The 25,772-nt window shown below is 58.4% G+C and carries 25 protein-coding genes; 14 read left to right on the forward strand and 11 right to left on the reverse strand.

Features of this window, described 5'->3' with window-relative positions; translation table 11 throughout:
• Nucleotides 1-8: 8 nt before the first annotated feature.
• The 4 genes from HBO10_RS03630 to HBO10_RS03645 form a co-directional block, all read right to left on the reverse strand.
• On the reverse strand, nt 9-620 hold the full coding sequence (locus HBO10_RS03630) for a phage baseplate assembly protein V (RefSeq protein WP_034126477.1): 612 nt from the start codon (nt 618-620) through the stop codon (nt 9-11).
• Nucleotides 621-623: 3 nt separating this feature from the next.
• Nucleotides 624-1,139: a hypothetical protein gene (locus HBO10_RS03635; protein WP_034126476.1), complete on the reverse strand. Its 516-nt coding sequence runs from the start codon at nt 1,137-1,139 to the stop codon at nt 624-626.
• A gap of 22 nt (nt 1,140-1,161) precedes the next feature.
• Nucleotides 1,162-1,500, reverse strand: coding sequence for a phage holin family protein (locus tag HBO10_RS03640; RefSeq protein ID WP_034126475.1), 339 nt, complete (start codon nt 1,498-1,500; stop codon nt 1,162-1,164).
• A gap of 590 nt (nt 1,501-2,090) precedes the next feature.
• Nucleotides 2,091-2,834 (reverse strand): XRE family transcriptional regulator, encoded by a 744-nt coding sequence (locus HBO10_RS03645; protein WP_169921951.1) that lies wholly within the window; start codon nt 2,832-2,834, stop codon nt 2,091-2,093.
• 225 nt (nt 2,835-3,059) lie between these two features.
• Between HBO10_RS03645 and HBO10_RS03650 the strand changes: the two genes are divergently transcribed.
• The 4 genes from HBO10_RS03650 (at nt 3,060) to fdxA (ending at nt 7,354) form a co-directional block, all read left to right on the forward strand.
• The gene (locus tag HBO10_RS03650) at nt 3,060-3,548 is read left to right on the forward strand and encodes a type II toxin-antitoxin system antitoxin SocA domain-containing protein (RefSeq protein ID WP_034126473.1); all 489 of its coding nucleotides are present in this window, start codon (nt 3,060-3,062) and stop codon (nt 3,546-3,548) included.
• Nucleotides 3,541-3,912 (forward strand): hypothetical protein, encoded by a 372-nt coding sequence (locus HBO10_RS03655; protein WP_034126472.1) that lies wholly within the window; start codon nt 3,541-3,543, stop codon nt 3,910-3,912. The genes HBO10_RS03650 and HBO10_RS03655 overlap by 8 nt, the downstream gene beginning before the upstream one ends.
• Before the next feature lie 384 nt (nt 3,913-4,296).
• Complete coding sequence (gene mutS, locus HBO10_RS03660; protein WP_034126471.1) at nt 4,297-6,888, forward strand: DNA mismatch repair protein MutS; 2,592 nt, start codon at nt 4,297-4,299, stop codon at nt 6,886-6,888.
• Nucleotides 6,889-7,030: 142 nt separating this feature from the next.
• Nucleotides 7,031-7,354 (forward strand): ferredoxin FdxA, encoded by a 324-nt coding sequence (fdxA, locus tag HBO10_RS03665; protein ID WP_003172109.1) that lies wholly within the window; start codon nt 7,031-7,033, stop codon nt 7,352-7,354.
• Between the two features lie 524 nt (nt 7,355-7,878).
• On the opposite strand, the gene apbC is transcribed toward fdxA, so the two are convergent.
• Complete coding sequence (gene apbC / locus HBO10_RS03670) at nt 7,879-8,973, reverse strand: iron-sulfur cluster carrier protein ApbC (protein WP_034126470.1); 1,095 nt, start codon at nt 8,971-8,973, stop codon at nt 7,879-7,881.
• Between the two features lie 172 nt (nt 8,974-9,145).
• On the opposite strand from apbC, the gene metG reads away from it, so the two are divergent.
• From metG to HBO10_RS03690, 4 genes are all read left to right on the forward strand, one after another.
• Nucleotides 9,146-11,197 (forward strand): methionine--tRNA ligase, encoded by a 2,052-nt coding sequence (gene metG, locus HBO10_RS03675; protein ID WP_034126469.1) that lies wholly within the window; start codon nt 9,146-9,148, stop codon nt 11,195-11,197.
• Nucleotides 11,198-11,285: 88 nt separating this feature from the next.
• Entirely contained in the window at nt 11,286-12,254 is a 969-nt protein-coding gene (gene rsxB / locus HBO10_RS03680) for an electron transport complex subunit RsxB (protein ID WP_034126468.1), read from the forward strand.
• Nucleotides 12,255-12,314: 60 nt separating this feature from the next.
• Complete coding sequence (nth, locus tag HBO10_RS03685; RefSeq protein WP_003188989.1) at nt 12,315-12,953, forward strand: endonuclease III; 639 nt, start codon at nt 12,315-12,317, stop codon at nt 12,951-12,953.
• Between the two features lie 107 nt (nt 12,954-13,060).
• Nucleotides 13,061-13,243 (forward strand): hypothetical protein, encoded by a 183-nt coding sequence (locus HBO10_RS03690; protein ID WP_014717144.1) that lies wholly within the window; start codon nt 13,061-13,063, stop codon nt 13,241-13,243.
• Nucleotides 13,244-13,326: 83 nt separating this feature from the next.
• On the opposite strand, the gene HBO10_RS03695 is transcribed toward HBO10_RS03690, so the two are convergent.
• From HBO10_RS03695 to HBO10_RS03705, 3 genes are all read right to left on the reverse strand, one after another.
• Nucleotides 13,327-13,959: a response regulator transcription factor gene (locus HBO10_RS03695; RefSeq protein WP_003188986.1), complete on the reverse strand. Its 633-nt coding sequence runs from the start codon at nt 13,957-13,959 to the stop codon at nt 13,327-13,329.
• Nucleotides 13,960-14,573: 614 nt separating this feature from the next.
• Nucleotides 14,574-15,791 (reverse strand): argininosuccinate synthase, encoded by a 1,218-nt coding sequence (locus HBO10_RS03700; protein ID WP_169921928.1) that lies wholly within the window; start codon nt 15,789-15,791, stop codon nt 14,574-14,576.
• Between the two features lie 129 nt (nt 15,792-15,920).
• On the reverse strand, nt 15,921-16,829 hold the full coding sequence (locus tag HBO10_RS03705; protein ID WP_034126467.1) for an OmpA family protein: 909 nt from the start codon (nt 16,827-16,829) through the stop codon (nt 15,921-15,923).
• Nucleotides 16,830-16,985: 156 nt separating this feature from the next.
• On the opposite strand from HBO10_RS03705, the gene pyrC reads away from it, so the two are divergent.
• Nucleotides 16,986-18,032 carry a dihydroorotase gene (gene pyrC, locus HBO10_RS03710; protein ID WP_169921929.1) on the forward strand — a complete coding sequence of 349 codons (1,047 nt, stop codon included), beginning with the start codon at nt 16,986-16,988 and terminating at the stop codon, nt 18,030-18,032.
• Nucleotides 18,029-18,700, forward strand: a complete 672-nt coding sequence (rnt, locus tag HBO10_RS03715; protein ID WP_003188980.1) for a ribonuclease T — start codon at nt 18,029-18,031, stop codon at nt 18,698-18,700. Before pyrC ends, rnt begins: the two co-directional genes overlap by 4 nt.
• Nucleotides 18,701-18,765: 65 nt before the next feature.
• On the opposite strand, the gene HBO10_RS03720 is transcribed toward rnt, so the two are convergent.
• Nucleotides 18,766-19,368: a peroxiredoxin gene (locus HBO10_RS03720; RefSeq protein WP_003172097.1), complete on the reverse strand. Its 603-nt coding sequence runs from the start codon at nt 19,366-19,368 to the stop codon at nt 18,766-18,768.
• 243 nt (nt 19,369-19,611) lie between these two features.
• Between HBO10_RS03720 and HBO10_RS03725 the strand changes: the two genes are divergently transcribed.
• A complete protein-coding gene (locus HBO10_RS03725; RefSeq protein ID WP_017526354.1) occupies nt 19,612-19,830 on the forward strand; it encodes a bacterioferritin-associated ferredoxin in 219 nt (72 codons plus the stop codon).
• Between the two features lie 200 nt (nt 19,831-20,030).
• Nucleotides 20,031-20,501, forward strand: coding sequence for a bacterioferritin (gene bfr, locus HBO10_RS03730; protein WP_034126466.1), 471 nt, complete (start codon nt 20,031-20,033; stop codon nt 20,499-20,501).
• Between the two features lie 176 nt (nt 20,502-20,677).
• On the opposite strand, the gene grxD is transcribed toward bfr, so the two are convergent.
• Nucleotides 20,678-21,016 (reverse strand): Grx4 family monothiol glutaredoxin, encoded by a 339-nt coding sequence (gene grxD, locus HBO10_RS03735; protein ID WP_034126465.1) that lies wholly within the window; start codon nt 21,014-21,016, stop codon nt 20,678-20,680.
• A 77-nt stretch (nt 21,017-21,093) separates the two neighbouring features.
• Nucleotides 21,094-23,202 carry a molybdopterin oxidoreductase family protein gene (locus tag HBO10_RS03740; protein WP_034126464.1) on the reverse strand — a complete coding sequence of 703 codons (2,109 nt, stop codon included), beginning with the start codon at nt 23,200-23,202 and terminating at the stop codon, nt 21,094-21,096.
• 432 nt (nt 23,203-23,634) lie between these two features.
• On the opposite strand from HBO10_RS03740, the gene argF reads away from it, so the two are divergent.
• Both argF and HBO10_RS03750 read left to right on the forward strand, forming a co-directional pair.
• Complete coding sequence (gene argF, locus HBO10_RS03745; RefSeq protein ID WP_034126463.1) at nt 23,635-24,555, forward strand: ornithine carbamoyltransferase; 921 nt, start codon at nt 23,635-23,637, stop codon at nt 24,553-24,555.
• Nucleotides 24,552-25,661: an ABC transporter ATP-binding protein gene (locus HBO10_RS03750; protein WP_034126462.1), complete on the forward strand. Its 1,110-nt coding sequence runs from the start codon at nt 24,552-24,554 to the stop codon at nt 25,659-25,661. Before argF ends, HBO10_RS03750 begins: the two co-directional genes overlap by 4 nt.
• Nucleotides 25,662-25,772 lie beyond the last annotated feature (111 nt).

The following is a 25,772-nucleotide window of genomic DNA, read 5'->3' on the forward strand; positions in this document are numbered from 1 at the left end:
GGGTGTCCTTATCGGGGGCTGATGACGCGTCCTTGATGGTCCACCACCGGGCCGCTGAAGTGCGCGCCGCCGGCATCCAGCAACAGACTGGTGCCGCCGACTTGCAGGGTGATGCCTTGGGCGTTGAGGGTCAGGCTGGCGGCGCCGACTTTGACGTCAACCTGTTCGCGGGAACCGCTGAAGCTGGTCGGGCCGTTGACCCAGTTGAAGGTGTGGCTGGCGTCGTCATAGTCGCTTTGGGTGCCATCTTGATGCCGGCGCCGAGTCAGCGTTGCCACGCTGGAGACCGGCGGGAAGCGATCACTGTTAAGGCCGAACAGGGCCACGGATTGCACACCGCCCTCCCCCCCGCCGTAGTTGAGCAGCAGGCATTGCTCACCCACCGTGGGGATGCGGGTTTCGGTTTGTGCACCGGCACTGGGGTTGAAAAAGCGGATCGCCGGGGTGAGCAAGTCACCGTGGCTGACCTTGCAGGTGTTGCTGGCCGCATCGACCTGCTGGCAGATGCCGATCCGGCAGAAGCTCTCGGCGCGGCGGTAGAGGTCCTCGAGCTGGGACTCCATCTCGGCCAGGCGTTCGACGATCGGTCCCAATTGCATGCGTAACAGCGCGTCGAACATGGGCTACTCCGCCAGTGGCTTGTATTGGGCCGGGTCGTCGATGTTGGAGACGTCCCAGGTGCAGGCAAATAGCGGTTGGCCTGTGGGATCGTCGAGTAGCGTCGGCCCCAGATAGAGAGTTTGCGTGAAGGAAACCGTCCAGGTGTCGTAGTCCGTTTCTACGGAAGTGCGCAAAGCGGGCGCAGCGACGATATTCGCCGGCAAATCGCACTGTGCCGGGGGCAGGTTCCATCGGTTATCCAGCACCAGGTCCATCAGTTGGCTGGCCAGGTCGCAGGCATCGAACGCCAATGCACCGGGAGCAACCATGGCCCTGAGTGAGATGGCCAAGACGTGGGCTTTGCGCCCCTCTCGAGAGCGAATGCCAGGGCCATTACCTTCGACCGTAACCATTACGCCGTTTTTTTCAGCGTCGCCCTGGAAGTCCTGGTGGCTCCCCACCTTGAGGCCCGGGAGGGCTGCATGCAGCGCCGCGCCAACGGCCTGCGGCAGTTGCGATGGCTTTTCGATAAGCGTCATTTTAGTAGCGTCCTTGCAACAATTACTGCGGGTCCTGGCGGGAGCCTTGGTTGATCCCGATGCGCTTGGCCGCCCACCGCTCGTAAAGGCCGATAGCCACGTCGGCACCGGCCATGGCGGTCAGGCAACCAATGGCGCCGGCGGTCCAGATCGACATGCCGGCGGCATAGCACAGCATCAAAGCCGAAACCCCGCAAACCATGCACGCCCCGGAACGCAGGGCCAGGCGGCGGATCAACGACCAACCGCGGGCGCCCTCCTTGTCGGCCCGCCACATCTCGCCGGATACACCGCCGATCACTGCCAGTACGATGACCAGCCAGATAGGCATCTCCGCTAACGCTTGCTGTTCACTTGTCATGTCACGCCTCCTGGCTGAGCAATAAATAGTCCGTATTTCATTTACAAATGCTTGAGTAGGTAGGCATTCCAAAAAGCCCGGTCGCCCGGGCTTTTCAGTAATGATGTCCTCGGACTTTCGGCGCTACTGGCGCGGTACGGTCCTTTCCTCGATGTTTTTCCGACCACGATCCCTGTCTGCCGGATAACTGCTTTTGGTGCTTTACGCTGCACACCCGGGTCAGTTGCCAACCCTCTGAACCGTTAAGGCCGGTTCATCGCTGCCTGTTGTTGAAGCGTTGAAACTAAAGAGCGTCGGCATCCTTGCCGGTGTTGCCTGGCATCCCTGCCATCGCTTCGATGGCGTCCTTGCCGATGTTGCGTGCCTTCCTTGTCTTCCTTGGCAGCATCCTTGCCGCCTCCACCAGGCCTTGTTGGCTGGCTTGAGATGAAGAATATGCATGTATGCATATACAGTCAATGCACAAATGCATTTATTTTTGCTGCCGGAATGCACGGATGCATTCGAAGCCTGGCGGGCTTGGGTTTTGCCGGTTTCCTATGGACGAAAAAAAACCCGCACATGGGCGGGTTTCTTCTTACGCGTGGAGGTTAGCGGGCGTACATGCCCCACCAGAAAACATGACCGAGGATGCTGATCTGCTCATCCTGGATATCCTGGAAGCTGTAGTCCTCATCGGGGTGTTCATCACGGTTGAAGCTGCGCAGGCGAATACCGGAAGGTAGGCGGTAGAGCTGTTTAACCCGCAACTGGCCGTTGTGATTGATGGCATACAGGTCGCCATCCACGATATCCCCAATGCCGCTCTTGCCGGCATTCACCCCTACCGTGGCGCCGTCGCGCAATACCGGCAACATACTGTTGCCACGTACCGTCACGCATTTGGCCTGGTCGAACTGCACACCATTATGCCGCAGGCTGCGCTTGACGAACCGCAGACTGGCTTTCTCACTTTCCTCGATGACGAATCTTCCTGATCCAGCAGCCAATTCAACCTCGCGCAGAAAGGGGATCGACACCTCGTCATCATTAACGGGGGTGTCGTCGTCCCACAGGCTTATGTCCTTGAGTTCCGAATGCATCGGGTCGCGCCCATCGTCGCGCACAACGCCCACTGCTGCGCGCCCGCGCAGGTAATCAGTACTGACGCGAAAATACTCGGCGATGCGCGAGATGTGTTTATCCGACGGATCAACGATCTTGCCGCTGAGGATCCGGGACAATGTGGATTGAGGCACGCCGGTGCGCCGATGGAGCTCCGTGGGGGAGATCCGGTCGCGATCCAGCAGTTCTCTTAAGACGATAGAAACGTTGCGTTTTTGCATAACGCGGATAGTGACGGGAGTTTCTGAGGTTGGCAAATGCTAAATTGCATATTTATGCATTAAACATCCGACTTTCAATTAATTCGAATCAAAATACTGTATATACACCCAGCTATCTGCATTCTACTATTCTGCCAGCTTGGTATTGCTGCCGATCAACACCTTGCATGTCGACAACTCAAGGCCTATGTATAAAACTCTTTGACAACGTAGCCAGCAACGACGGAGGTGCTCATGGCTTATTCAGCGCTAGCTGTTGCTAACGCCTTCATTGAACGCGCGAAGGAAGGCAAGGTTTCGGGCCTGACCCCGATGAAGCTGCAGAAACTGCTGTTCTATACACAGTCCTGGCATTTGCGCGAACGGGACCAGCCCCTGATGGATGACCACTTCGCCCGCTGGCAATATGGCCCGGTCATCCCGTCGCTTTACCATGAGTTGAAATCCTACGGTAATCGCCCGGTGACCGCGCTGCTCAGCAACCTGAAGCCCGACGCCGAAGACATTGTCTTCGTGACACCGAGGGTTCCTGAGAGCGATACCTACACCCATCGTTTGATTGACCGGATCATTAACAAATACGGCAAATGGTCCGGCACCCAACTGTCCAACCTGTCCCACGAGGACGGCACAGCCTGGGCCCTCAAGGGTGCCGACGGTTCCGCCATCGACTGGGAAGACATGGCAACACTCATTCACCCAAAGAGCCGCATCCGTGAGTGAAGAACTCGACAACCTGGAACTCACCCTGCCCCCCGCGGCAGGGCCTGACCAGGACACCCAAGCCGGTGGCGAGCAAGCCATAGGCACCGACGATGAAAGAAACCAGAACCTCAAAGACCAGAAGGCCGAACGGCAACTGCGCAAGAAGTATGCGGGACGTGCATTCTGGTTTGCCGCCTGCGGTGTGATCTTCTGGGCGGTTCTTTTGGTTTGGAATGGGTGGTCGACGTATTACTCGGATAAAGCGCCGTTCTCGGACAATGTATTGATTGCCATCACTACGGCGACTTCAATCAATTTGTTTGCGGCGTTTCTTGGGGTGATCAGAGGGTTGTTTCCGGCCAGTGGGCGTAGATCCAAATAGTCTGATCGTATTCACGACCCGCGTTTCTATCTCGTATTGAGATATGAATGCGCGTAGGTCAGCCCCTGATTTTCAGGGCTCTGACCGGATTGTCTAACGCTGCTGCAATGCCTGATTGAACCGCTAACCTGTGGCGAGGGCGCTTGCTCCCGCTCGGCTGCGTAGCAGCCATTTTCCAGGGACGCTTCGCGCTCCAGCGGGAGCAAGCTCCCTCGCCACGGTTATGTTGGTGTTTCTTGAGGCGGCACCGCTTTCGTGGTTTACCTGGCCGCTTGCGACCTGCGAAGGTCCAACCTCGCGTGTTAACCTTGCCGCCATCGCAAAAAATGCTGGGCCAAGCGCCCCCTTTGCCCCATCACTTTCAACGAATTTGCCTATTACCCAATGAGTAAAAACTCCTCCGATCTGTCCTCCCACACCCCGATGATGCAGCAGTACTGGCGCCTGAAAAACCAGCACCCTGATCAGTTGATGTTCTATCGCATGGGCGACTTCTACGAGATCTTCTATGAAGACGCGAAGAAGGCCGCCAAGCTGCTGGACATCACCCTGACCGCGCGTGGGCAGTCGGCGGGGCAGTCGATTCCGATGTGTGGGATTCCTTACCACTCGTTGGAAGGCTACCTGGTCAAGCTGGTGAAGCTGGGTGAGTCGGTGGTGATCTGTGAGCAGATCGGCGACCCGGCCACCAGTAAAGGGCCGGTGGAGCGTCAGGTAGTACGCATTATTACGCCGGGCACGGTGAGTGATGAGGCGTTGCTGGATGAGCGTCGCGACAACCTGATTGCGGCGGTGTTGGGCGATGAGCGTTTGTTCGGCCTGTCGGTGCTGGATATCACCAGCGGCAACTTCAGCGTGCTGGAGATCAAGGGCTGGGAGAACCTGCTGGCGGAACTTGAGCGTATCAATCCGGTGGAGTTGTTGATTCCGGATGATTGGCCCAAGGACTTGCCGGCAGAGAAACGTCGTGGGACCAAGCGTCGTGCACCGTGGGATTTCGAGCGCGACTCTGCGCTGAAAAGTCTGTGCCAGCAGTTCTCGGTGCAGGACCTTAAAGGCTTCGGTTGCGAAACCCTGACCCTGGCCATCGGTGCCGCAGGCTGCTTGCTCAGCTACGCCAAGGAAACCCAGCGCACTGCTCTGCCTCACTTGCGCAGCCTGCGCCATGAGCGTCTGGACGATACCGTGGTGCTCGATGGCGCCAGCCGTCGCAACCTGGAACTGGACACCAACCTGGCCGGTGGGCGTGATAACACCCTGCAATCGGTGGTGGACCGTTGCCAGACCGCGATGGGCAGCCGTTTGCTGACCCGTTGGTTGAACCGTCCGCTGCGGGATTTGACGGTGCTGCAAGCGCGCCAGTCTTCCATTACCTGCCTGCTCGACGGCTATCGCTTTGAAAAACTGCAGCCGCAACTGAAAGAGATTGGCGATATCGAGCGCATCCTGGCGCGGATCGGCCTGCGCAATGCGCGGCCCCGCGACTTGGCGCGCCTGCGCGATGCCTTGAGCGCCCTGCCGCAGCTGCAAGTCGCGATGACCGAACTGGACACGCCGCACCTGCAACAGCTTGCCGTCACCGCTGGCACTTACCCGGACCTCGCGGCGCTGCTGGAAAAGGCCATTATCGACAACCCGCCGGCGATCATTCGTGACGGCGGCGTGTTGAAAACCGGCTACGACAGCGAGCTGGATGAGCTGCAATCCCTGAGCGAAAACGCCGGGCAGTTCCTGATCGACCTGGAAGCCCGCGAAAAAGCCCGTACGGGCCTGGCCAACCTGAAGGTCGGCTACAACCGCGTGCATGGCTACTTTATCGAGCTGCCGAGCAAGCAGGCCGAGTCGGCGCCTATCGACTATCAACGTCGCCAGACCCTCAAAGGCGCCGAGCGTTTTATCACCCCTGAGCTCAAAGAGTTCGAAGACAAGGCGCTGTCAGCCAAAAGCCGCGCCCTGGCGCGGGAAAAAATGCTCTACGAAGCCTTGCTCGAGGACTTGATCAGCCGCCTGGCGCCGTTGCAAGACACCGCCGCCGCCCTGGCGGAGCTGGATGTATTGAGCAACCTCGCCGAACGTGCGCTGAACCTGGACCTCAATTGCCCACGGTTTGTCAGCGAACCGTGCATGCGTATCGTGCAAGGTCGTCACCCGGTGGTAGAGCAGGTGCTGACCACGCCGTTCGTCGCCAATGACCTGTCGCTGGACGACGATACCCGCATGTTGGTGATCACCGGTCCGAACATGGGTGGTAAATCCACTTACATGCGCCAGACCGCGCTTATCGTGTTGTTGGCGCATATCGGCAGCTTCGTACCGGCAGCCAGTTGCGAATTGTCCCTGATAGACCGCATTTTCACGCGGATCGGCTCCAGCGATGACCTGGCCGGCGGCCGTTCGACCTTTATGGTGGAAATGAGCGAAACCGCCAACATTCTGCACAACGCCACCGAACGCAGCCTGGTGCTGATGGACGAAGTGGGCCGCGGCACCAGCACCTTCGACGGCCTGTCCCTGGCCTGGGCCGCGGCCGAACGCTTGGCGCATCTGCGTGCGTACACGCTGTTCGCCACGCACTACTTCGAGCTGACGGTGTTGCCGGAAAGCGAGCCGCTGGTGGCCAACGTGCATCTCAATGCCACCGAGCACAACGAGCGCATCGTGTTCCTGCACCATGTGCTGCCAGGGCCGGCGAGCCAGAGTTATGGTCTGGCCGTGGCGCAGTTGGCCGGTGTGCCGAACGAGGTGATCACCCGTGCCCGCGAACACCTCAGCCGCCTGGAAACAACAGCGCTGCCCCATGAAACCGTGGTCGCCAGCCCTGCCAAGGCCAGCAAGAAACCTGCCGCGCCGCACCAGAGCGATATGTTCGCCAGCTTGCCCCATCCAGTGCTGGATGAGTTGGCAAAACTTGACTTGGATGACTTGACGCCGCGTAAAGCGCTCGAAATGTTATATGCACTGAAGACTCGGATATAACGCAGACGCTTGCAAGCTGATAGAATCTCGCGCGGTTTGGGATGCTGCGGGCTTTTAGCCTGGTCCGCAGACTATCGCTCTCAAACCTCGCGAACCCCACCACAAGGGGTTTCGCTGCCGCCGCCTGAGGAGAAAATTAGAAATGACCTTCGTCGTCACCGACAACTGCATCAAGTGCAAGTACACCGACTGCGTAGAAGTCTGTCCGGTGGACTGCTTCTACGAAGGCCCGAATTTCCTGGTTATCCACCCGGATGAGTGCATCGACTGCGCCCTGTGTGAACCAGAATGCCCGGCCGTCGCGATTTTCTCCGAGGACGAAGTGCCTGCGGGCATGGAGCAATTCATTCAATTGAACGTCGAGCTGGCCGAAGTGTGGCCAAACATCACCGAGCGCAAAGATCCGATGCCGGATGCCGCTGAATGGGATGGCAAGCCCAACAAAATTGAGCAACTAGAGCGCTAAAGCGCCGCTGCCCAACAAAAAAAGGCCCCTTGAGGGCCTTTTTTGCGTTCGGGTGCCTGCATTCACTTTTCTACAGGCAAAAAAAAGGGGCGGTATGACCCGCCCACATTTTTTCCCTAGTCCCTGTATTCCTTTTCATCATCCTGATGAATCGCATCCTGCGACGTTCCTTCAAACCATCGTTCCTTGATGGCTGTGCCAATCCGTGGACACAGGGCTGATGTTAGAGCGTTCCCAGAGAAGTTCAACGCGATCCCCACGGCGGGCTGACAAACTTTTCCGCTCGCCAGAATTAAAATAATCTTTATTTTTCAAAAGCTTAGATAATAGCTTCGTCGATTCAAGACGTACGTAACCGCTAAAAAAACCAAACACTTACGGAAAAGTAAGCGAATGCTTACACGCGCATTACGCAAAGTAGCAGCAAGCCCTATTGGCGCCCCACCTGTAGGAGCGAGCTCGCTCGCGAAAAACCTGAGAGCACCACGGATCGTCAGGCTTTTCACGTAACCGTTAAAGCCTAATCAATCGTCGCTCACGGTAATGGTCGGCATCGCCGGCGTCGTCGCTTCCTGCAAAACAATCCGCGCACCGACGTGACGGGCCAATTCCTGATAGATCATCGCGATCTGCCCATCAGCCTCTGCCGCTACGGTAGGTTTGCCACCATCGGCCTGCTCGCGAATCTCCATCGCCAATGGCAACGATGCCAACAGTTCAACGCCATACTGGGTAGCGAGCTTCTCGCCCCCACCTTCACCGAACAGATGCTCGGCATGCCCGCAGTTGGAACAGATGTGCACCGCCATGTTTTCCACAACACCCAGCACCGGGATGTTGACCTTGCGGAACATCTCCACACCTTTCCTGGCGTCGAGCAGCGCCAGGTCCTGAGGCGTGGTGACAATCACTGCACCGGCCACCGGAACTTTCTGCGCAAGGGTCAACTGAATGTCGCCGGTGCCTGGCGGCATGTCGATCACCAGGTAGTCGAGGTCGCCCCAAGCCGTTTGTGTGACCAGTTGCAGCAACGCACCGGAGACCATCGGCCCGCGCCAGACCATCGGCGTGTTGTCATCGGTGAGAAACGCCATGGACATCACTTCCACACCCAGCGACTCGATGGGCACAAACCATTTTTGATCCTTCACCTTCGGCCGCGTGCCTTCGGCGATGCCGAACATCACGCCCTGGCTCGGCCCGTAGATGTCGGCATCGAGGATGCCCACGCGCGCACCTTCCCGCGCCAGGGCCAGGGCCAGGTTGGCCGCCGTGGTCGATTTACCCACACCGCCCTTGCCGGACGCCACCGCCACCACGTTCTTGACGTTGGCCAGGCCCGGGATCTGCGCCTGGGCCTTGTGCGGCGCGATCACACATTGGATATCGACCTTGGCCGAACCCACGCCGTCCAGGCCCTCGATGGCCATTTGCAACATCTGCGCCCAACCGCTTTTGAACAAACCCGCGGCATAACCCAGTTGCAACTGCACCGACACTTGGTCGCCCTGGACCTCGATGGCACGCACACAACCGGCACTGACCGGGTCCTGGTTCAAATAAGGGTCGGTGTACTGGCGAAGAACGGCTTCCACCGCTGCGCGATTGACGGCGCTCATGGGCTACTCCCGAAAAAAGACTGACTGAAACAGGCGGCTATCCTAACCGTTCCAGCCGCCGAGCGGCATGCTTTCGAAGGTGCGCAAGATACTGAAACAGCGTCACGGGGTGAAATAAATTTCCCGGCGCTTTATAGTGGCCGACCTCCGTTTCATCAAGTAGCCGAGCCCCATGTCCGAGCCACGCAAGATCCTCGTTACCAGCGCCCTGCCCTATGCCAATGGTTCGATCCATCTTGGCCATATGCTTGAGTACATCCAGACCGATATGTGGGTGCGCTTCCAGAAGCATCGCGGCAATCAATGCATTTATGTCTGCGCGGACGACGCCCACGGTTCGGCCATCATGTTGCGCGCCGAAAAGGAAGGCATCACCCCGGAACAACTGATCGCCAATGTGCAGGCTGAACACAGCGCCGACTTTGCCGAGTTTCTGGTGGACTTCGATAACTTCCATTCGACCCACTCGGACGAAAACCGCGAGCTGTCGAGCCAGATCTACCTGCGGCTGAAAGAAGCCGGGCACATCGACCAACGTTCGGTGACCCAGTATTTCGACCCGGAAAAGAAGATGTTCCTGGCCGACCGTTTCATCAAGGGCACCTGCCCGAAATGCGGCACCGAAGACCAGTACGGCGACAACTGCGAAAAATGCGGCGCGACCTACGCACCGACCGACTTGAAGGATCCCAAGTCAGCGATCTCCGGCGCCACTCCGGTGCTTAAAGACTCGCAGCACTTCTTCTTCAAGCTCCCGGATTTCCAGCAAATGCTGCAAACCTGGACGCGCAGCGGCACCTTGCAGGACGCCGTGGCCAACAAACTCTCCGAATGGCTCGACAGTGGCCTGCAGCAGTGGGACATCTCCCGCGACGCGCCGTACTTCGGCTTCGAGATCCCGGGCGAGCCGGGCAAGTACTTCTATGTATGGCTGGACGCGCCGATCGGCTACATGGCCAGCTTCAAAAACCTGTGCGACCGCACCCCGGAGCTGGACTTCGACGCGTTCTGGGGCAAGGACTCCACCGCCGAGCTGTACCACTTCATCGGCAAGGACATCGTCAACTTCCACGCGCTGTTCTGGCCAGCAATGCTTGAAGGCTCGGGCTACCGCAAGCCGACCGGTATTGCCGTGCACGGCTACCTGACGGTCAACGGCCAGAAAATGTCCAAGTCCCGTGGCACCTTTATCAAGGCGCGCACCTACCTGGACCACCTGTCGCCGGAATACCTGCGCTATTACTACGCGTCCAAGCTGGGCCGTGGCGTCGACGACCTGGACCTGAACCTGGAAGACTTCGTACAGAAGGTCAACTCGGACCTGGTGGGTAAAGTCGTCAACATCGCCAGCCGTTGCGCCGGGTTTATCCACAAGGGCAACGCCGGTGTACTGGTCGCCGAGAACGCCGCACCGGAACTGACCGACGCCTTCCTGGCCGCCGCGCCGAGCATCGCCGACGCTTATGAAGCCCGCGACTTTGCCCGCGCCATGCGCGAGATCATGGGCCTGGCCGACCGCGCCAACGCCTGGATCGCCGACAAGGCGCCGTGGTCACTGAACAAGCAGGAAGGCAAGGAAGCTGAAGTCCAGGCGATCTGCGCCACCGGAGTCAACCTGTTCCGTCAGTTGGTGATCTTCCTCAAGCCGGTGCTGCCATTGCTGGCCGCCGATGCCGAGGCGTTCCTCAACGTACCGCCGTTGAGCTGGAACGATCACACCACCTTGCTCGGCAATCATCAGTTGAACGCGTTCAAGCCCTTGATGACCCGAATTGACCCGGTGAAAGTCCAGGCAATGACCGACGCTTCGAAAGAAGACCTGGTCGCCAGCCAGACTGATACCGGCCAATCCACGCCGGCGGGCAATGGCGAGCTGGCCAAGGACCCGATTTCCCCGGAAATCGATTTCGACGCCTTTGCCGCCGTGGATCTGCGCGTGGCGCTGATCATCAAGGCCGAAGCCGTCGAAGGTGCCGACAAGCTGCTGCGCCTGACGCTGGATATCGGTGACGAGCAGCGCAACGTGTTTTCCGGCATCAAGAGCGCTTACCCGGACCCGTCCAAGCTCGATGGCCGCCTGACCATGATGATCGCCAACCTCAAGCCACGGAAAATGAAGTTCGGCATTTCCGAAGGCATGGTGATGGCTGCGGGCCCTGGCGGCGAAGAAATCTACCTGCTGAGCCCGGACAGCGGTGCCAAGCCGGGTCAACGCATCAAGTAACCTCTGCAAAATGCCCCGCTGTTGCTAACGGCGGGGCTTCTCAGCTTGCCCTCCTCCCTGGGCCGGGCGTCAACGCTATGATCACAGCATGAACCTCATTCAACGTATCGACGCGCTGCTGCCGCAGACTCAATGCGGCAAGTGCGGGCACCCGGGTTGCAAGCCTTACGCAGAAAGCATCGCTAAAGGCGAAGCCATCAACAAGTGCCCGCCCGGTGGGCAGGAAACCATTGAGGGGCTCGCGCAACTGCTGCGCCTGCCGGTACTGGAGCTGGACACCAGCCGTGGAGATGCGCCTGCGCAAGTCGCCTATATCCGCGAGGGCGAATGCATCGGCTGTACCAAATGCATCCAGGCCTGCCCGGTGGACGCCATTGTGGGTGCCGCCAAGTTGATGCACACCGTGATTGTCGACGAGTGCACAGGTTGCGACCTGTGTGTTGCGCCCTGCCCTGTCGACTGTATCGAGATGCGCCCGCTTGCTGACGTTGTGCCTATCGTCGGTGACTTGGCCAGCAACGATGATGAACGGCGTGCACGCGACCTCAAACGCAACCGGGCGCGGCGACGCTTCGAACAACGTAACGCCCGCCTGCAACGTGAAGAAGCCTGCAAGCTCGCCGAACGCCTGGCACGAGCCAAGCGCGCAGCGCCGATGGAGGTTGCACCGGTCGATAACACTCAGGCCGCTCAGGACGCTGCGATCAAGCAGGCCAAAAGCAGCGTCGCCATGAGTCGCGCTCAGTTGCACAAATCCTTGAAAGCGTTTGGGCATCCGCCGACCTTTGAGCAACAGTCGCAATTGATTATGCTGCAGCGACAGTTCGAGGCATCCGAGCAGGCGCTTGCCGCACTGGAGGCCAACACCTCACCGCAGCCACCGAAGACGGCCACAAAAAGCGCCGAGTTCAAGCGCGCAAAAATCCAGCTGGCCATGCGCCGTGCAGCGTTGAAAAAGGCTCAGGATCACCATGCTGACGAGCATCAATTGGCAACCTTGAAAGCTGCATTGAATGACGCCGAGCAAACGCTGCAAGATGCCGAGGCCAACGGCTGACCCACTGCGCTGTGTATTACTAACATCACGCCGACCGCCTGCAAGGAAACGTCTGTCCCTATGAATGCCGCAAAACGCCTGGAAATCTTCCGAAGGTTTCACGAAGACAATCCGGAACCGAAAACCGAACTGGCCTACTCCTCACCGTTCGAATTACTGATTGCGGTGATCCTTTCGGCTCAATCCACGGACGTTGGCGTTAACAAGGCCACGGCGAAGCTGTACCCCGTGGCCAATACACCCGCCGCGATTTACGCTCTGGGTGTGGAAGGCCTGTCCGAATACATCAAGACCATCGGCCTGTATAACAGCAAGGCCAAGAATGTGATCGAAACGTGCCGCCTGCTGTTGGAGCTGCATGGAGGCGAGGTACCACAAACCCGCGAAGCCCTCGAAGCCTTGCCTGGCGTGGGCCGCAAAACGGCAAACGTGGTGCTCAATACGGCGTTTCGGCAGTTGACCATGGCGGTGGACACGCACATTTTCCGCGTCAGCAACCGAACCGGCATTGCACGGGGCAAGAATGTGGTTGAGGTGGAAAAGCAATTGATGAAGTTCGTGCCCAAGCCCTATCTGCTCGACTCCCACCATTGGCTGATCCTGCACGGACGCTACGTTTGCCAGGCCCGCAAGCCGCGCTGCGGCAGCTGCCGTATCGAAGACTTGTGCGAATACAAGGACAAGACCTCCGACGATTGAGCGATCATTGGTTTTTGTGATCAGACGATTGAAAAAATCTTTTTTACCCGTTCGCGGATTATCGCTATAAGGAGCCCCAACGGCAGTCTTAGCCTGGAGTTAACCTTATGAGCGCTGGCAACGAACAACTGGAAGTGGAAGACGACCTCGTTGAGTCGGATGACGATGTGGTAGAGGCACCTGTGGCAGAGGTGGCCAAGACCAATTTAAGCAAACGCCGCACTATCGACAATCTTCTGGAAGAGCGACGCTTGCAAAAACAGCTGGCCGATTACGACTTCGATCTCTGATCGAGCCGTTGACGGCCGGAAGCCTCCCTGACGGAGGCTTTTTTCTGCCGGTTACACGGGTATTCAAGGGGGGCAATATCCTCCTAGACCAAGCCGTTGCGCTGGGCCAGTTCGATCAGGTCCACGAGGGACCTGGCATTGAGCTTGAGCAGCAAGCGCGTCTTGTAGGTACTGACGGTTTTGTTGCTGAGGAACATGCCATCGGCAATTTCCTTGTTGGTTTTGCCACGGGCCAGTTGCTGCAGCACCATCATCTCCCGTCCCGATAAGCGTTCGACCATGTCGGCTTCACTGGCATTGCCCATGGTTGACCGCACTGAGTTGAGCGCCTGGTTCGGGAAATAGCTATAGCCGGAAAGCACCGCCTTGATGGCACTGAGCAACTCTGTCAGATCCTGCTGCTTGCACACATAGCCGGCGGCACCCGCCTGCATGCAGCGCATGGAAAAATGGCCAGGCGCCTGGGACGTCAGCACCAGCACCTTGAACGAGACGGCTTGCTTGGTCGAAGCCAGCCGACAAATAACTTCCAGGCCGTCGAGCTTGGGGATTCCGATATCCAGTATCACAATATCCGGCATATGTTCCCGTGCAAGTTGCAACGCATCGACACCGTTATCAGTCTCGGCAACGACCTCATAACCATGACGCTCCATTAGCATGCGCACAGCAAGACGAATGACGGGATGATCATCCACGATCAGCACTTTATTCATGAGAAAGTCCAATTTCGCTGTTCGAATTATTTAGAGCAAACACAATAGCCTAGTCGATTACTAGTTGGCATAGCATTCCCCCCCCGAGCAAGAGCAGGCAGAGACCCAACCCACAAGAAGATAGGAATTAGCCTACAAAAATTCGCCAACTTAGATGCATAGAGCTTTATGGTTGCTTTCAGACCTTTCTCGACGCGTACATATTTTGAGTGAAAGATCATGACCATCAGCCCGTGAAAGTAAACGTGCCGCACAAGTCTTTCAGGAAATACCCCTTGTTTGTCGCAATGGCGCCAGCAAACCGCCCCGGAAAAACTATCCGCATTAGTTCCATTTAACATATTTCGACACTTCCATAATTCCTACAGAAAATTCAAAAACTCACATATCCATTGCAGCTACATGAGTGAATTTTCTGTCAGACATAGTTCCCCCTCAGATGTAAAAAATCATTCAACCTTAAAAACATAAAGATAAACTGGATAATAATTGCGCAAGTTACGAAAAAATCCTTAAACACACGCTAAACGCTAATAAACAGCGCCGCATCTAAAATCCAGGCAAAAAAAATGACCCCTTGCAAAAGGGGCCATTTTTCACGACGGGCGCACGGTTCAGAACAACGAGCGGCCCTTGTTGGCAGCAATGCGCATGCGCAGTGCGTTCAACTTGATGAAGCCTGCCGCGTCCGCCTGATTGTAGGCGCCGCCGTCTTCTTCGAAGGTGGCGATGTTGGAGTCGAACAGCGACTCATCGGACTTGCGGCCGGTGACGATCACGTTGCCCTTGTACAGCTTCAGGCGCACGACACCGTTCACGTGAGCCTGGGAGGCGTCGATCATCTGTTGCAGCATCAGACGCTCAGGGCTCCACCAGTAACCGGTGTAGATCAGGCTGGCATACTTGGGCATCAGCTCGTCTTTAAGGTGGGCGACTTCACGGTCCAGGGTGATGGACTCGATGGCGCGGTGGGCACGCAGCATGATGGTGCCGCCCGGGGTTTCGTAGCAACCGCGAGACTTCATGCCCACATAACGGTTCTCGACGATGTCGAGACGGCCGATACCATGCTGACCGCCGATACGGTTCAGGGTCGCCAGTACGGTGGCCGGGGTCATTTCAACGCCGTCCAGCGCAACGATGTCGCCGTTGCGGTAAGTCAGTTTCAGGTACTGCGCCTTGTCTGGAGCGTTCTCCGGGGAGACCGTCCATTTCCACATATCTTCTTCGTGCTCGGTCCAGGTGTCTTCCAGCACGCCGCCTTCATAGGAAATGTGCAGCAGGTTGGCGTCCATCGAGTACGGCGACTTCTTCTTGCCATGGCGCTCGATCGGAATAGCGTGCTTTTCAGCGTAATCCATCAGCTTTTCACGGGACAGCAGGTCCCATTCACGCCACGGCGCAATGACTTTAACGCCTGGCTTGAGTGCGTAGGCACCCAGTTCGAAACGTACCTGGTCGTTGCCCTTGCCGGTGGCGCCGTGAGAAATGGCGTCGGCGCCCGTTTCGTTGGCGATCTCGATCAGGCGCTTGGCGATCAGCGGACGTGCGATGGAGGTACCCAGCAGGTACTCACCTTCGTAGACAGTGTTGGCGCGAAACATCGGGAAAACGAAATCGCGGACGAACTCTTCGCGCAGGTCGTCAATGTAGATCTCTTTCACGCCCATGGCTTGCGCCTTGGCACGTGCAGGTTCGACCTCTTCACCCTGACCCAGGTCAGCGGTGAAGGTCACCACTTCACAGTTATAAGTATCCTGCAGCCACTTGAGGATCACCGAAGTGTCCAGGCCGCCGGAATACGCGAGAACGACCTTGTTTACGTCGGCCATGCCATCACTCCACGGGGTTGTACGGAAAGGCGACGATTCTACCGATCAAAACCGTGAAATTACAGGGGCGCGACAGCAAATGAAGATAAAGCGACAGATTATGTCGAGTGGGCGACCGATGGTCGCCTCTTATGAGGTAGCCGCCGGGTTGCTCGGCGCAGTGGCCTGAGGCGCCGGTTTCTCTGGGGTAGCCACCCGCTCAAGCTGAATATTTACACGGCGGTTACGCGCACGGTTGGTGGCATTAGTGTTGGGCGCCAAGGGGTAGCTTTCGCCATGGAAGCGCATCGTGATTTGCGATTCCTGAATGCCGTTGGCCTTGAAGTAGTCCATCACCGCCAGGGCGCGGCGCCGTGAGACGTCACGGTTGGTCAGGCGATTGCCACTGTTGTCGGAATGACCGTTCAACTCGACATGATTGACCGTGGGATCGGCTTTCATGAATGCCAGGATCACCGACAACTTCTTCTTGGCCGCCGCGTCCAGCTCAATACCACCACCGGGGAAGCCCACTTCAGTCTGTTTGACCTGGTCGTAATTCATGGGCAGCAGCTTGGTGGTGCACACCTGATAATCGTTGTACGCCTTGTTGAACTTCACAGGCAGCAGGCGAATTTCCGAGTAGCCGCCTTGACGTCCGTAATGCCGCACGGTCGGGCTGCGCCCTTCAAGCAAACCCGTGAACAGGCGGCCGGCCTGGGCCTGGGAGCTATTGAACAGGACGTCGCCGCTGCCGACACGCACGGCCCCAAGGTTGATATCACCTCGGCCCGGCTGCCACGGCGCGGCCGCGGCCAATAAGGTTGCCGAGCCGGCGCCGAGGGTGCCGCCATAGGTTTTCAGACGAAACGTTGCCTGCTCGCCGGCCCGGCGCACGAACTCACCGGAACCGAAATCGGTGATCGGCTGGGTCAGGCGGCACTCGAACTGATCGCCCTCTACCTTCCACTCAATATTCTCCAGACGTGTCTGGAACGTGAGGGCCGCCGCAGGCAGGCTGGCGAACACACTGAGCAGGGCTAGATAATACTGGCGCACGGGAGGCTCCACTGGTTTCTACAACACTTCAAAGCGTCATACATCGTTAAGGCATACCCGGAGATATCGGTAGCATCCGGCAAAACTTGATAGCGAGTGCCTGCAAGAGTCTTTTCCGGTAGCATTCCCACCAGATTGACCCGCCTGGAATCCCCAATGTCCGACCGCCTGACCCTGCTGCGTCCCGACGACTGGCATATTCATCTTCGCGATGGTGCTGCGTTACCCCAAACCGTGGCCGATGTGGCCCGCACGTTTGGCCGTGCCATCATCATGCCTAACCTGGTAGCTCCGGTGCGCAATGCCGCAGAAGCCGACGCCTATCGCCAGCGCATCCTCGCTGCACGACCGGCCGGCAGCCGCTTCGAACCGTTGATGGTGCTCTACCTGACCGACCGCACCCAGCCTGAAGAAATTCGTGAAGCCAAGGCCAGCGGTTATGTGCACGCCGCCAAGCTGTACCCGGCAGGTGCGACCACCAACTCCGATTCCGGTGTAACCAGTATCGACAAGATCCTGCCGGCGATCGAAGCCATGGCGGAGGTCGGCATGCCATTGCTGATCCACGGGGAAGTCACTCGTGGCGACGTGGATGTGTTCGATCGCGAAAAAATCTTCATCGATGAACACATGCGTCGTGTGGTCGAGTTGTTCCCTACGCTCAAAGTGGTGTTTGAACACATCACCACCGCCGATGCGGTGCAGTTCGTCAGCGAAGCGTCGGCCAACGTTGGCGCGACCATCACCGCTCATCACCTGCTCTACAACCGCAACCACATGCTGGTGGGCGGGATTCGGCCGCATTTCTATTGCCTGCCTATCCTCAAGCGCAATACCCACCAGGTGGCACTGCTGGATGCCGCCACCAGCGGCAGCCCGAAGTTCTTCCTCGGCACCGACTCTGCGCCACATGCCCAGCACGCCAAGGAAGCCGCATGCGGCTGCGCCGGCTGCTACACCGCGTTTGCCGCCATCGAGTTGTACGCCGAAGCTTTCGAACAGCGTAACGCGCTGGACAAACTCGAAGGTTTCGCCAGCCTCAACGGCCCGCGTTTCTACGGCCTGCCGGCGAATACCGACCGCATTACCCTGGTCCGTGAAGACTGGACCGCCCCTGCCAGCCTGCCGTTTGGCGAGCTGACCGTTATCCCGCTGCGCGCCGGTGAAACACTGCGCTGGCGCCTGCTGGAGGAAAGCAAGTGAGTGAAGACCATTACGACGACGAACAAGAGCACGGCGGTGGCGGCTCGCGCCATCCGATGGCCGAGCGTTTTCGCGGCTATCTGCCGGTCGTCATCGACGTAGAAACCGGTGGTTTCAACTGCGCCACCGATGCCTTGCTGGAAATTGCCGCAACCACCATCGGCATGGACGAACAGGGCTTTGTGTACCCGGAGCACACCCATTTCTTTCGCGTCGAGCCGTTTGAAGGCGCCAATATCGAAGCCGCTGCCCTGGAATTCACCGGGATCAAGCTCGACCACCCACTGCGTATGGCGGTAAGTGAAGAAGCGGCGCTGACCGATATCTTCCGTGGCGTGCGCAAGGCGTTGAAGGCCAATGGCTGCAAACGTGCGATCCTGGTCGGCCACAACAGCAGTTTCGACCTGGGCTTCCTGAACGCCGCCGTGGCGCGGCTGGACATGAAGCGCAACCCGTTTCATCCGTTCTCCAGTTTCGACACCGCAACGCTTGCCGGCCTGGCCTACGGTCAGACCGTTCTGGCCAAAGCCTGCCAGGCGGCCGGTATCGACTTTGACGGGCGTGAAGCCCACTCGGCCCGCTACGACACCGAAAAGACCGCCGAGCTGTTCTGCGGCATCGTCAATCGGTGGAAACAGATGGGCGGCTGGGAAGACTTCAACGACTGAAGGCAAATCCCACGCATAAAAAAACCGGCCTTTTCAGGCCGGTTTTTTTGTACCGTGACGTTGGCTTACAGCTTGCCAGCGTTCTCGGTCAGGTAAGCCGCAACGCCTTCTGGCGAAGCGTTCATGCCTTTGTCGCCTTTTTTCCAGTTGGCAGGGCAGACTTCGCCGTGCTCTTCGTGGAATTGCAGCGCGTCGACCAGGCGGATCAGCTCTTCCATGTTACGGCCCAGCGGCAGGTCGTTGATGATCTGCGAACGCACAACGCCCTTGTCGTCGATCAGGAACGCGCCACGGAACGCCACGCCGCCTTCGGACTCAACGTCGTAGGCCTTGGCGATGTCGTGCTTCATGTCGGCAGCCATGGTGTATTTGACTTTGCCGATGCCGCCGTCGTTGATGGCGGTGTTGCGCCAGGCGTTGTGGGTGAAATGGGAGTCGATGGAAACCGCGACCACTTCAACATTGCGCGCTTTGAAATCGTCCATGCGGTGGTCCAGGGCGATCAGCTCTGAAGGGCAGACGAAGGTGAAGTCCAGCGGGTAGAAGAACACCAGGCCGTATTTGCCTTTGATGGCTTCAGACAGCTTGAAGCTGTCTACGATTTCGCCATTGCCGAGGACGGCTGGTACGTCGAAATCCGGGGCTTGTTTACCGACGAGTACGCTCATTGGATATCTCCTGATATAGGGGTGACGATTGAAGTAAAAGGACCGGTCGAGTCTGCCTGTGGAAACAGACAGAAATATGACGCAATCACGCTTCGTGAAGACCGACCATCATACACCGAAAAAACCGTTCGTCAGCGCACGGGCAATTCCCCCCGGATTGCTGCTGAAACTATTTTGACAATCATTCTCGTTAACATTAAGATCCATCGCACTTAAGCCATAAACCCGCGACGGTTCTCACTTATGTATGTCTGCCTCTGCACTGGCGTCACCGACGGACAAATCCGCGAAGCAATCTATGAAGGTTGCTGCAGCTACAAAGAAGTGCGTGAAACCACCGGCGTTGCCAGCCAGTGCGGCAAATGTGCTTGCCTGGCCAAGCAAGTGGTACGGGAAACCCTGACGCAGCTGCAAACAGCCCAGGCCGCACTCCCCTACTCGACAGAATTTACACACGCCTGATAGGCATGTTTTAAAGAACCGGACCTTGTGTCCGGTTTTTTTATGCCTGTAATTCAATTAGTTAGCGCCAAGACGCGGAACACAAACATTCTTATTCCGATTAATTTTCATTTATTATTCAATAACTTAGGTTTGACACTAGGATTTTCACCGCTCAGACTCCGCCCTATACACAGCTATTACAGGGCAGGACCCCAGTCATGAAAGGCGACATCTCAGTCATCCAGCAACTCAACAAAATCCTTGCCAATGAACTGGTCGCGATCAATCAGTACTTCCTGCATGCGCGCATGTACGATGACTGGGGCCTGGAAAAGCTCGGCAAGCGTGAATACAAAGAATCGATCAAGGCCATGAAGGACGCCGACGCGCTGATCAAGCGCATCCTGTTCCTGGAAGGCCTGCCGAATGTGCAGGACCTGGGCAAGCTGAACATCGGCGAGCACACCCAGGAAATGATCAGCAGCGACCTGGGCTTTGAGCGCAAGAGCCACAGCGACCTGAAGGTTGGTATCGCTCACTGCGAAACCAAGGGCGATTTCGGCAGCCGTGAACTGTTGGAAGATATCCTGGAAGATCAGGAAGAGCATATCGACTGGCTTGAAACCCAGTTGGGCCTGATCGACAAGGTCAGCCTGGAGAATTACCTGCAATCGCAGATGGGCGAATAACTGCGTTTGTTATCACTGTAGGAGCGAGCTTGCTCGCGAAGAACGTCAACGATCACGCAGCGCATCTGATTTAACGCGTTGCCTGGGCGACCTTCGCGAGCAAGCTCGCTCCTACAGAAAAGCTCAAAAAAAGCCCCGCTCTCTTGTGAGAAGCGGGGCTTTTTATTGCTAGCCAATTAGGCGTCAGTCTTGGCCGCTGCTTTTTCCGCTGCGTCCTTGATCAGCGCTTGCAGCGAACCATCAGCTGCCATTTCAGTGATGATGTCGCTACCGCCAACCAGCTCACCGGCTACCCACAACTGCGGGAAAGTCGGCCAGTTGGCGTACTTTGGCAGGTTGGCGCGGATTTCAGGGTTTTGCAGGATATCCACGTAAGCGAACTTCTCGCCACATGCCATCACAGCCTGGGACGCCTTTGCGGAGAAACCGCATTGAGGCGCGTTAGGTGCGCCCTTCATGTAAAGCAGAATGGTGTTGTTGGCAATCTGCTCTTTGATCGTTTCGATGATATCCATGGAACACCTCTGCAGGAACTTTGCGACTCACGGGTCGGCACGGTGGCGCATTGTAACGCAAAAATCCAGCAGGATGCTCAGGCCGCCGCCACCTTCACCGGTACGCCGTTGAGCGCCGCATTACCCGACAACTCGTCCAATTGCCGCTCGTCGGTCAAGTCATTGGCACTCGCCCCCGGCTGGCCGCTCGCGATGCTCATCTGCACGCCCGGACGACCGTGGCCCCAGCCGTGAGGCAGGCTGACCACACCCGGCATCATGTCCGTGCTGGCCGCTACTTCCACCTCGACCATACCGATACGCGAACTCACCCGCACCCGCTGGCCATCGCTCAACTGACGGCTAGCCAGATCATCGGGGTGCATCAGCAGTTGATGGCGTGGCTTACCCTTCACCAGCCGGTGATAGTTATGCATCCAGGAATTATTGCTGCGCACATGCCGCCTGCCAATCAATAGCAGTTCGTCGGCCACCGGCACCGGCTGCGCGGCGAAACGCGCCAGGTCTGCCAGGATCACGGCCGGTGCCGCTTGCACCTTGCCATCCGCGGTTTTCAAACGTGCCGCGAGGTTGGGCTTGAGCGGCCCCAGGTCGACGCCATGGGGATGATCCGCCAGCATGGCCACCGACAGTTTATGACTGGATGCGTCACCATAGGCACCCGCACGCAGGCCAAAGTCGATCATCTGTGCCGGTGGCAGGGTGGGCCTGAGCACCGCGCCAGTGTGCGCCGCGAACGCCTTGGCCAAGCCGACAAAGATCTCCCAGTCATGCAATGCACCCTCAGGCTTGGGCAGGATGGCGCGATTGAAGCGTGTGACATTGCGTACCGCGAACAAATTGAAGGTAGTGTCGTAGTGATCGTTTTCCAGCGCCGAGGTGGAAGGCAAGATCAGGTCGGCATAACGCGTGGTCTCGTTGATATACAGGTCGATGCTGACCATGAACTCCAACCCGTCCAGGGCTTGTTCCAATTGGCGGCCGTTAGGCGTGGACAGTACCGGGTTGCCGGCCACCGTCACCAGGGCGCGGATCTGCCCATCACCCTCGGTCAGCATTTCTTCGGCCAGCGCCGACACCGGCAGTTCTCCGCCGTACTCCGGCCGCCCGGACACGCGGCTCTGCCAGCGGTTGAAATGGCCGCCGCTGGTGGAGGCCACCAGGTCCACCGCGGGGCTGGTGCAGAGCGCGCCGCCGACACGGTCCAGGTTGCCGGTCACCAGGTTGATCAGTTGCACCAGCCAATGGCACAGCGTGCCAAACGCCTGGGTCGAGACCCCCATGCGGCCATAACAGACGGCCTTGTCAGCGCCGGCGAAGTCCCTGGCCAACTGGCGAATCTGCTCGGCAGGCACCGCACACTGGCGGCTCATGGCCTCGGCATCGAAGCCGGCAATCGCCTTGCGTACATCATCCAGGCCTTGCACCGGCAAATGGCTTTCGCGTGTCAGCCCTTCGGAGAACAAAGTGTTGAGCACCCCAAACAACAATGCCGCATCGCCGCCGGGGCGTACGAACACATGCTGGTCCGCGATGGCTGCCGTCTCGCTGCGCCGAGGGTCGACCACCACCACTTTTCCGCCCCGCGCCTGGATGGCCTTGAGGCGTTTCTCCACATCGGGCACGGTCATGATGCTGCCATTGGAAGCCAGCGGGTTGCCGCCGAGAATCAACATGAAGTCGGTCTGGTCGATATCGGGTATGGGCAACAACAGGCCGTGGCCGTACATCAGGTGACTGGTGAGGTGATGAGGCAGTTGGTCTACCGAGGTCGCGGAAAAACGATTGCGCGTCTTCAACAGCCCTAGAAAGTAGTTGCTGTGGGTCATCAACCCATAGTTATGCACGCTTGGGTTGCCCTGATACACCGCCACCGCGTTCTGCCCATGCCGCGCCTGGATACCCGCAAGCCGCTCGGCCACCAGGGCAAAGGCTTCATCCCAGCCAATCGGCTGCCATTCGCTGCCCACCCGCCGCATGGGTTGGTGCAGGCGGTCCGGGTCATTCTGGATGTCCTGCAGGGCCACCGCCTTGGGGCAGATGTGGCCGCGACTGAAACTGTCCAGAGGGTCGCCCTTGATCGAGGTGATCGCCAGGCTACCATCTTCGGCTTGGGTGGTTTCCAGGGTGAGGCCGCAGATGGCTTCGCACAGGTGGCAGGCACGGTGGTGGAGAGTCTTGGTCATGGCCAGTCTCTTTTATAGGGGCTTTGACTCAACTATGGGCCGCGACCACTTGGCGCGCCAGCAACCTTCGCGTTGTGAATCGACGGGCATAGGCCAGGGCATGGCTAAGCATGAGCAAATGTTTCAGAAACCTTGTCAGCAGGCGCTGAAACCGACGCGACCTGGCCCAAGCCCGCCCCCGCGCATTGCAAAAGGCCTGGACGCCAGTGTACAAATGGCTCGCTGCTGTCAGGAATTCGTCTTCAAACCGCGCCAGCGCCCTGCTTGAACACCCCTAAAGCCGTAGCCCTATTGGTAAAACGCGACATTTAATGTCAATATCGCGTCTTCCCCTATTTCGTCGCCCCGTGCGGCTTTCGCCGCAGGTCTCGCCCGTTGTCGCAATAAACAAGGCTTTGAGTATCTGCGGTCTGTTGCAAAAGGTAGTTAATGATGAGCGCAAGGCACTTTCTCTCCCTGATGGATTGCACGCCCGAAGAGCTGGTCAGCGTGATCCGTCGAGGCATTGAGCTTAAAGACCTGCGTAACCGCGGTGTACTGTTTGAGCCGTTGAAAAACCGGGTACTCGGGATGATTTTCGAAAAGTCCTCGACCCGCACACGCCTGTCGTTCGAAGCCGGCATGATCCAGCTGGGTGGCCAGGCCATCTTCCTGTCACCGCGCGACACCCAATTGGGCCGTGGTGAGCCGATCAGCGATTGCGCCATCGTGATGTCGCGCATGCTCGATGCCGTGATGATCCGTACCTTCGCCCACAGCACCTTGACCGAATTTGCCGCCAACTCCCGTGTGCCCGTGATCAACGGCCTGTCCGATGACCTGCACCCCTGCCAGTTGCTGGCCGACATGCAAACCTTCCTCGAGCACCGTGGCTCGATCCAAGGCAAGACCGTGGCCTGGATCGGCGATGGCAACAACATGTGCAACAGCTATATAGAAGCGGCGATCCAGTTCGACTTCCACCTGCGCATCGCCTGCCCTGAAGGCTACGAGCCCAGCGCCGAGTTCATGGCCAAGGCCGATGGCCGTGTGCAACTGCTGCGCGATCCGAAAGACGCAGTGGTCGGCGCGCACCTGGTCAGCACCGACGTCTGGACCTCCATGGGCCAGGAAGACGAAACCGCCAAGCGCCTGGCCCAGTTCGCGCCGTTCCAGGTGACCCGTGCGTTGCTCGACCTGGCCGCGCCAGACGTGCTGTTCATGCACTGCCTGCCCGCCCACCGGGGCGAAGAAATCAGCCAGGACCTGCTCGACGATTCGCGCTCAGTCGCGTGGGATCAGGCCGAGAACCGCCTGCATGCGCAAAAAGCCTTGCTCGAATTCCTCGTACCACCGTCGTACCACCACGCATGAGCCAGTCATTACTGCTGAACCTGCGCAATCTGGCCTGCGGCTATCAAGACCAGCGCGTCGTGCAGAACCTCAACCTGCACCTCAACGCCGGCGATATCGGTTGCCTGCTCGGCTCTTCAGGGTGTGGCAAAACCACTACCCTGCGCGCGATTGCTGGCTTTGAGCCGGTGCATGAAGGCGAAATCAGCCTGGCGGGCGAAGTCATCTCCCGTGCCGGTTTCACCCTCGCCCCGGAAAAACGTCGTATCGGCATGGTGTTCCAGGACTACGCGTTGTTCCCGCACCTGAGCGTGGCTGACAACATCGCCTTTGGCATTCGCAAGCACCCGCAAAAAGAGCGCGTAGTTGCCGAGTTGCTGGAACTGGTCAACTTGAAGAACCTGGGCAAGCGCTTCCCCCATGAGCTTTCCGGTGGTCAGCAACAACGCGTCGCTCTCGCCCGGGCCCTGGCGCCGGAGCCGCAACTGCTGTTGCTGGATGAACCCTTTTCCAACCTCGATGGCGAACTGCGCCGCAAGCTCAGCCATGAAGTGCGCGACATCCTCAAGGCTCGCGGCACCAGCGCGATCCTGGTAACCCATGATCAGGAAGAGGCCTTCGCCGTCAGCGATCACGTCGGGGTCTTCAAGGAAGGCCGCCTTGAGCAGTGGGACACGCCGTACAACCTCTATCACGAACCGCAGACGCCTTACGTCGCCAGTTTCATCGGCCAAGGGTATTTCATCCGTGGTCGGCTGAACTCGCCCGAATCGGTCAGCACTGAACTGGGCGACCTGCGCGGCAACCGTGCCTACACCTTGCCGACCGGCGCTGCGGTGGACGTGCTGCTGCGCCCGGACGATATCGTGTATGCGCCGGACAGCGCGTTGAAAGCCCGGATCGTCGGCAAGACCTTCCTCGGCGCCTCAACGCTGTACCGGTTACAGCTGCCGACCGGCGCTCAGCTGGAGTCGATTTTCCCCAGCCATGCCGATCACCAAGTGGGCGCGGAGGTGGGGATTCGTGTGGCGGCTGAGCATTTGGTGGTGTTCCAGGCATCCGGCAGCACAGCGGCGCAAATTCCTGCTGTTGAGTCAGGCGTGCGCCGCCACAGCGTCGCTCACTGATAAAACTGGGTCGGGATGTAGGAGCTGGCTTGCCTGCGATGCAGACAACTCGGGTTATCTGTTACACCGCGTTGATGCTATCGCAGGCAAGCCAGCTCCCACATTTGATCC

The organism is Pseudomonas sp. WS 5503 (assembly GCF_012985385.1).
In the GTDB taxonomy this organism is placed as follows: domain Bacteria; phylum Pseudomonadota; class Gammaproteobacteria; order Pseudomonadales; family Pseudomonadaceae; genus Aquipseudomonas; species Aquipseudomonas paracarnis.

Excerpts from the sequence above, each read along its gene's own strand:
- HBO10_RS03630 (WP_034126477.1), bottom strand. The coding sequence starts at position 620 with ATGTTCGACGCGCTGTTACGCATGCAATTGGGACCGATCGTCGAACGC.
- HBO10_RS03635 (WP_034126476.1), bottom strand. The coding sequence starts at position 1,139 with ATGACGCTTATCGAAAAGCCATCGCAACTGCCGCAGGCCGTTGGCGCG.
- HBO10_RS03640 (WP_034126475.1), bottom strand. The coding sequence starts at position 1,500 with ATGACAAGTGAACAGCAAGCGTTAGCGGAGATGCCTATCTGGCTGGTC.
- HBO10_RS03650 (WP_034126473.1), top strand. The coding sequence starts at position 3,060 with ATGGCTTATTCAGCGCTAGCTGTTGCTAACGCCTTCATTGAACGCGCG.
- mutS (WP_034126471.1), top strand. The coding sequence starts at position 4,297 with ATGAGTAAAAACTCCTCCGATCTGTCCTCCCACACCCCGATGATGCAG.
- fdxA (WP_003172109.1), top strand. The coding sequence starts at position 7,031 with ATGACCTTCGTCGTCACCGACAACTGCATCAAGTGCAAGTACACCGAC.
- apbC (WP_034126470.1), bottom strand. The coding sequence starts at position 8,973 with ATGAGCGCCGTCAATCGCGCAGCGGTGGAAGCCGTTCTTCGCCAGTAC.
- metG (WP_034126469.1), top strand. The coding sequence starts at position 9,146 with ATGTCCGAGCCACGCAAGATCCTCGTTACCAGCGCCCTGCCCTATGCC.
- rsxB (WP_034126468.1), top strand. The coding sequence starts at position 11,286 with ATGAACCTCATTCAACGTATCGACGCGCTGCTGCCGCAGACTCAATGC.
- nth (WP_003188989.1), top strand. The coding sequence starts at position 12,315 with ATGAATGCCGCAAAACGCCTGGAAATCTTCCGAAGGTTTCACGAAGAC.
- HBO10_RS03690 (WP_014717144.1), top strand. The coding sequence starts at position 13,061 with ATGAGCGCTGGCAACGAACAACTGGAAGTGGAAGACGACCTCGTTGAG.
- HBO10_RS03695 (WP_003188986.1), bottom strand. The coding sequence starts at position 13,959 with ATGAATAAAGTGCTGATCGTGGATGATCATCCCGTCATTCGTCTTGCT.
- HBO10_RS03700 (WP_169921928.1), bottom strand. The coding sequence starts at position 15,791 with ATGGCCGACGTAAACAAGGTCGTTCTCGCGTATTCCGGCGGCCTGGAC.
- pyrC (WP_169921929.1), top strand. The coding sequence starts at position 16,986 with ATGTCCGACCGCCTGACCCTGCTGCGTCCCGACGACTGGCATATTCAT.
- HBO10_RS03720 (WP_003172097.1), bottom strand. The coding sequence starts at position 19,368 with ATGAGCGTACTCGTCGGTAAACAAGCCCCGGATTTCGACGTACCAGCC.
- HBO10_RS03725 (WP_017526354.1), top strand. The coding sequence starts at position 19,612 with ATGTATGTCTGCCTCTGCACTGGCGTCACCGACGGACAAATCCGCGAA.
- bfr (WP_034126466.1), top strand. The coding sequence starts at position 20,031 with ATGAAAGGCGACATCTCAGTCATCCAGCAACTCAACAAAATCCTTGCC.
- grxD (WP_034126465.1), bottom strand. The coding sequence starts at position 21,016 with ATGGATATCATCGAAACGATCAAAGAGCAGATTGCCAACAACACCATT.
- HBO10_RS03740 (WP_034126464.1), bottom strand. The coding sequence starts at position 23,202 with ATGACCAAGACTCTCCACCACCGTGCCTGCCACCTGTGCGAAGCCATC.
- argF (WP_034126463.1), top strand. The coding sequence starts at position 23,635 with ATGAGCGCAAGGCACTTTCTCTCCCTGATGGATTGCACGCCCGAAGAG.
- HBO10_RS03750 (WP_034126462.1), top strand. The coding sequence starts at position 24,552 with ATGAGCCAGTCATTACTGCTGAACCTGCGCAATCTGGCCTGCGGCTAT.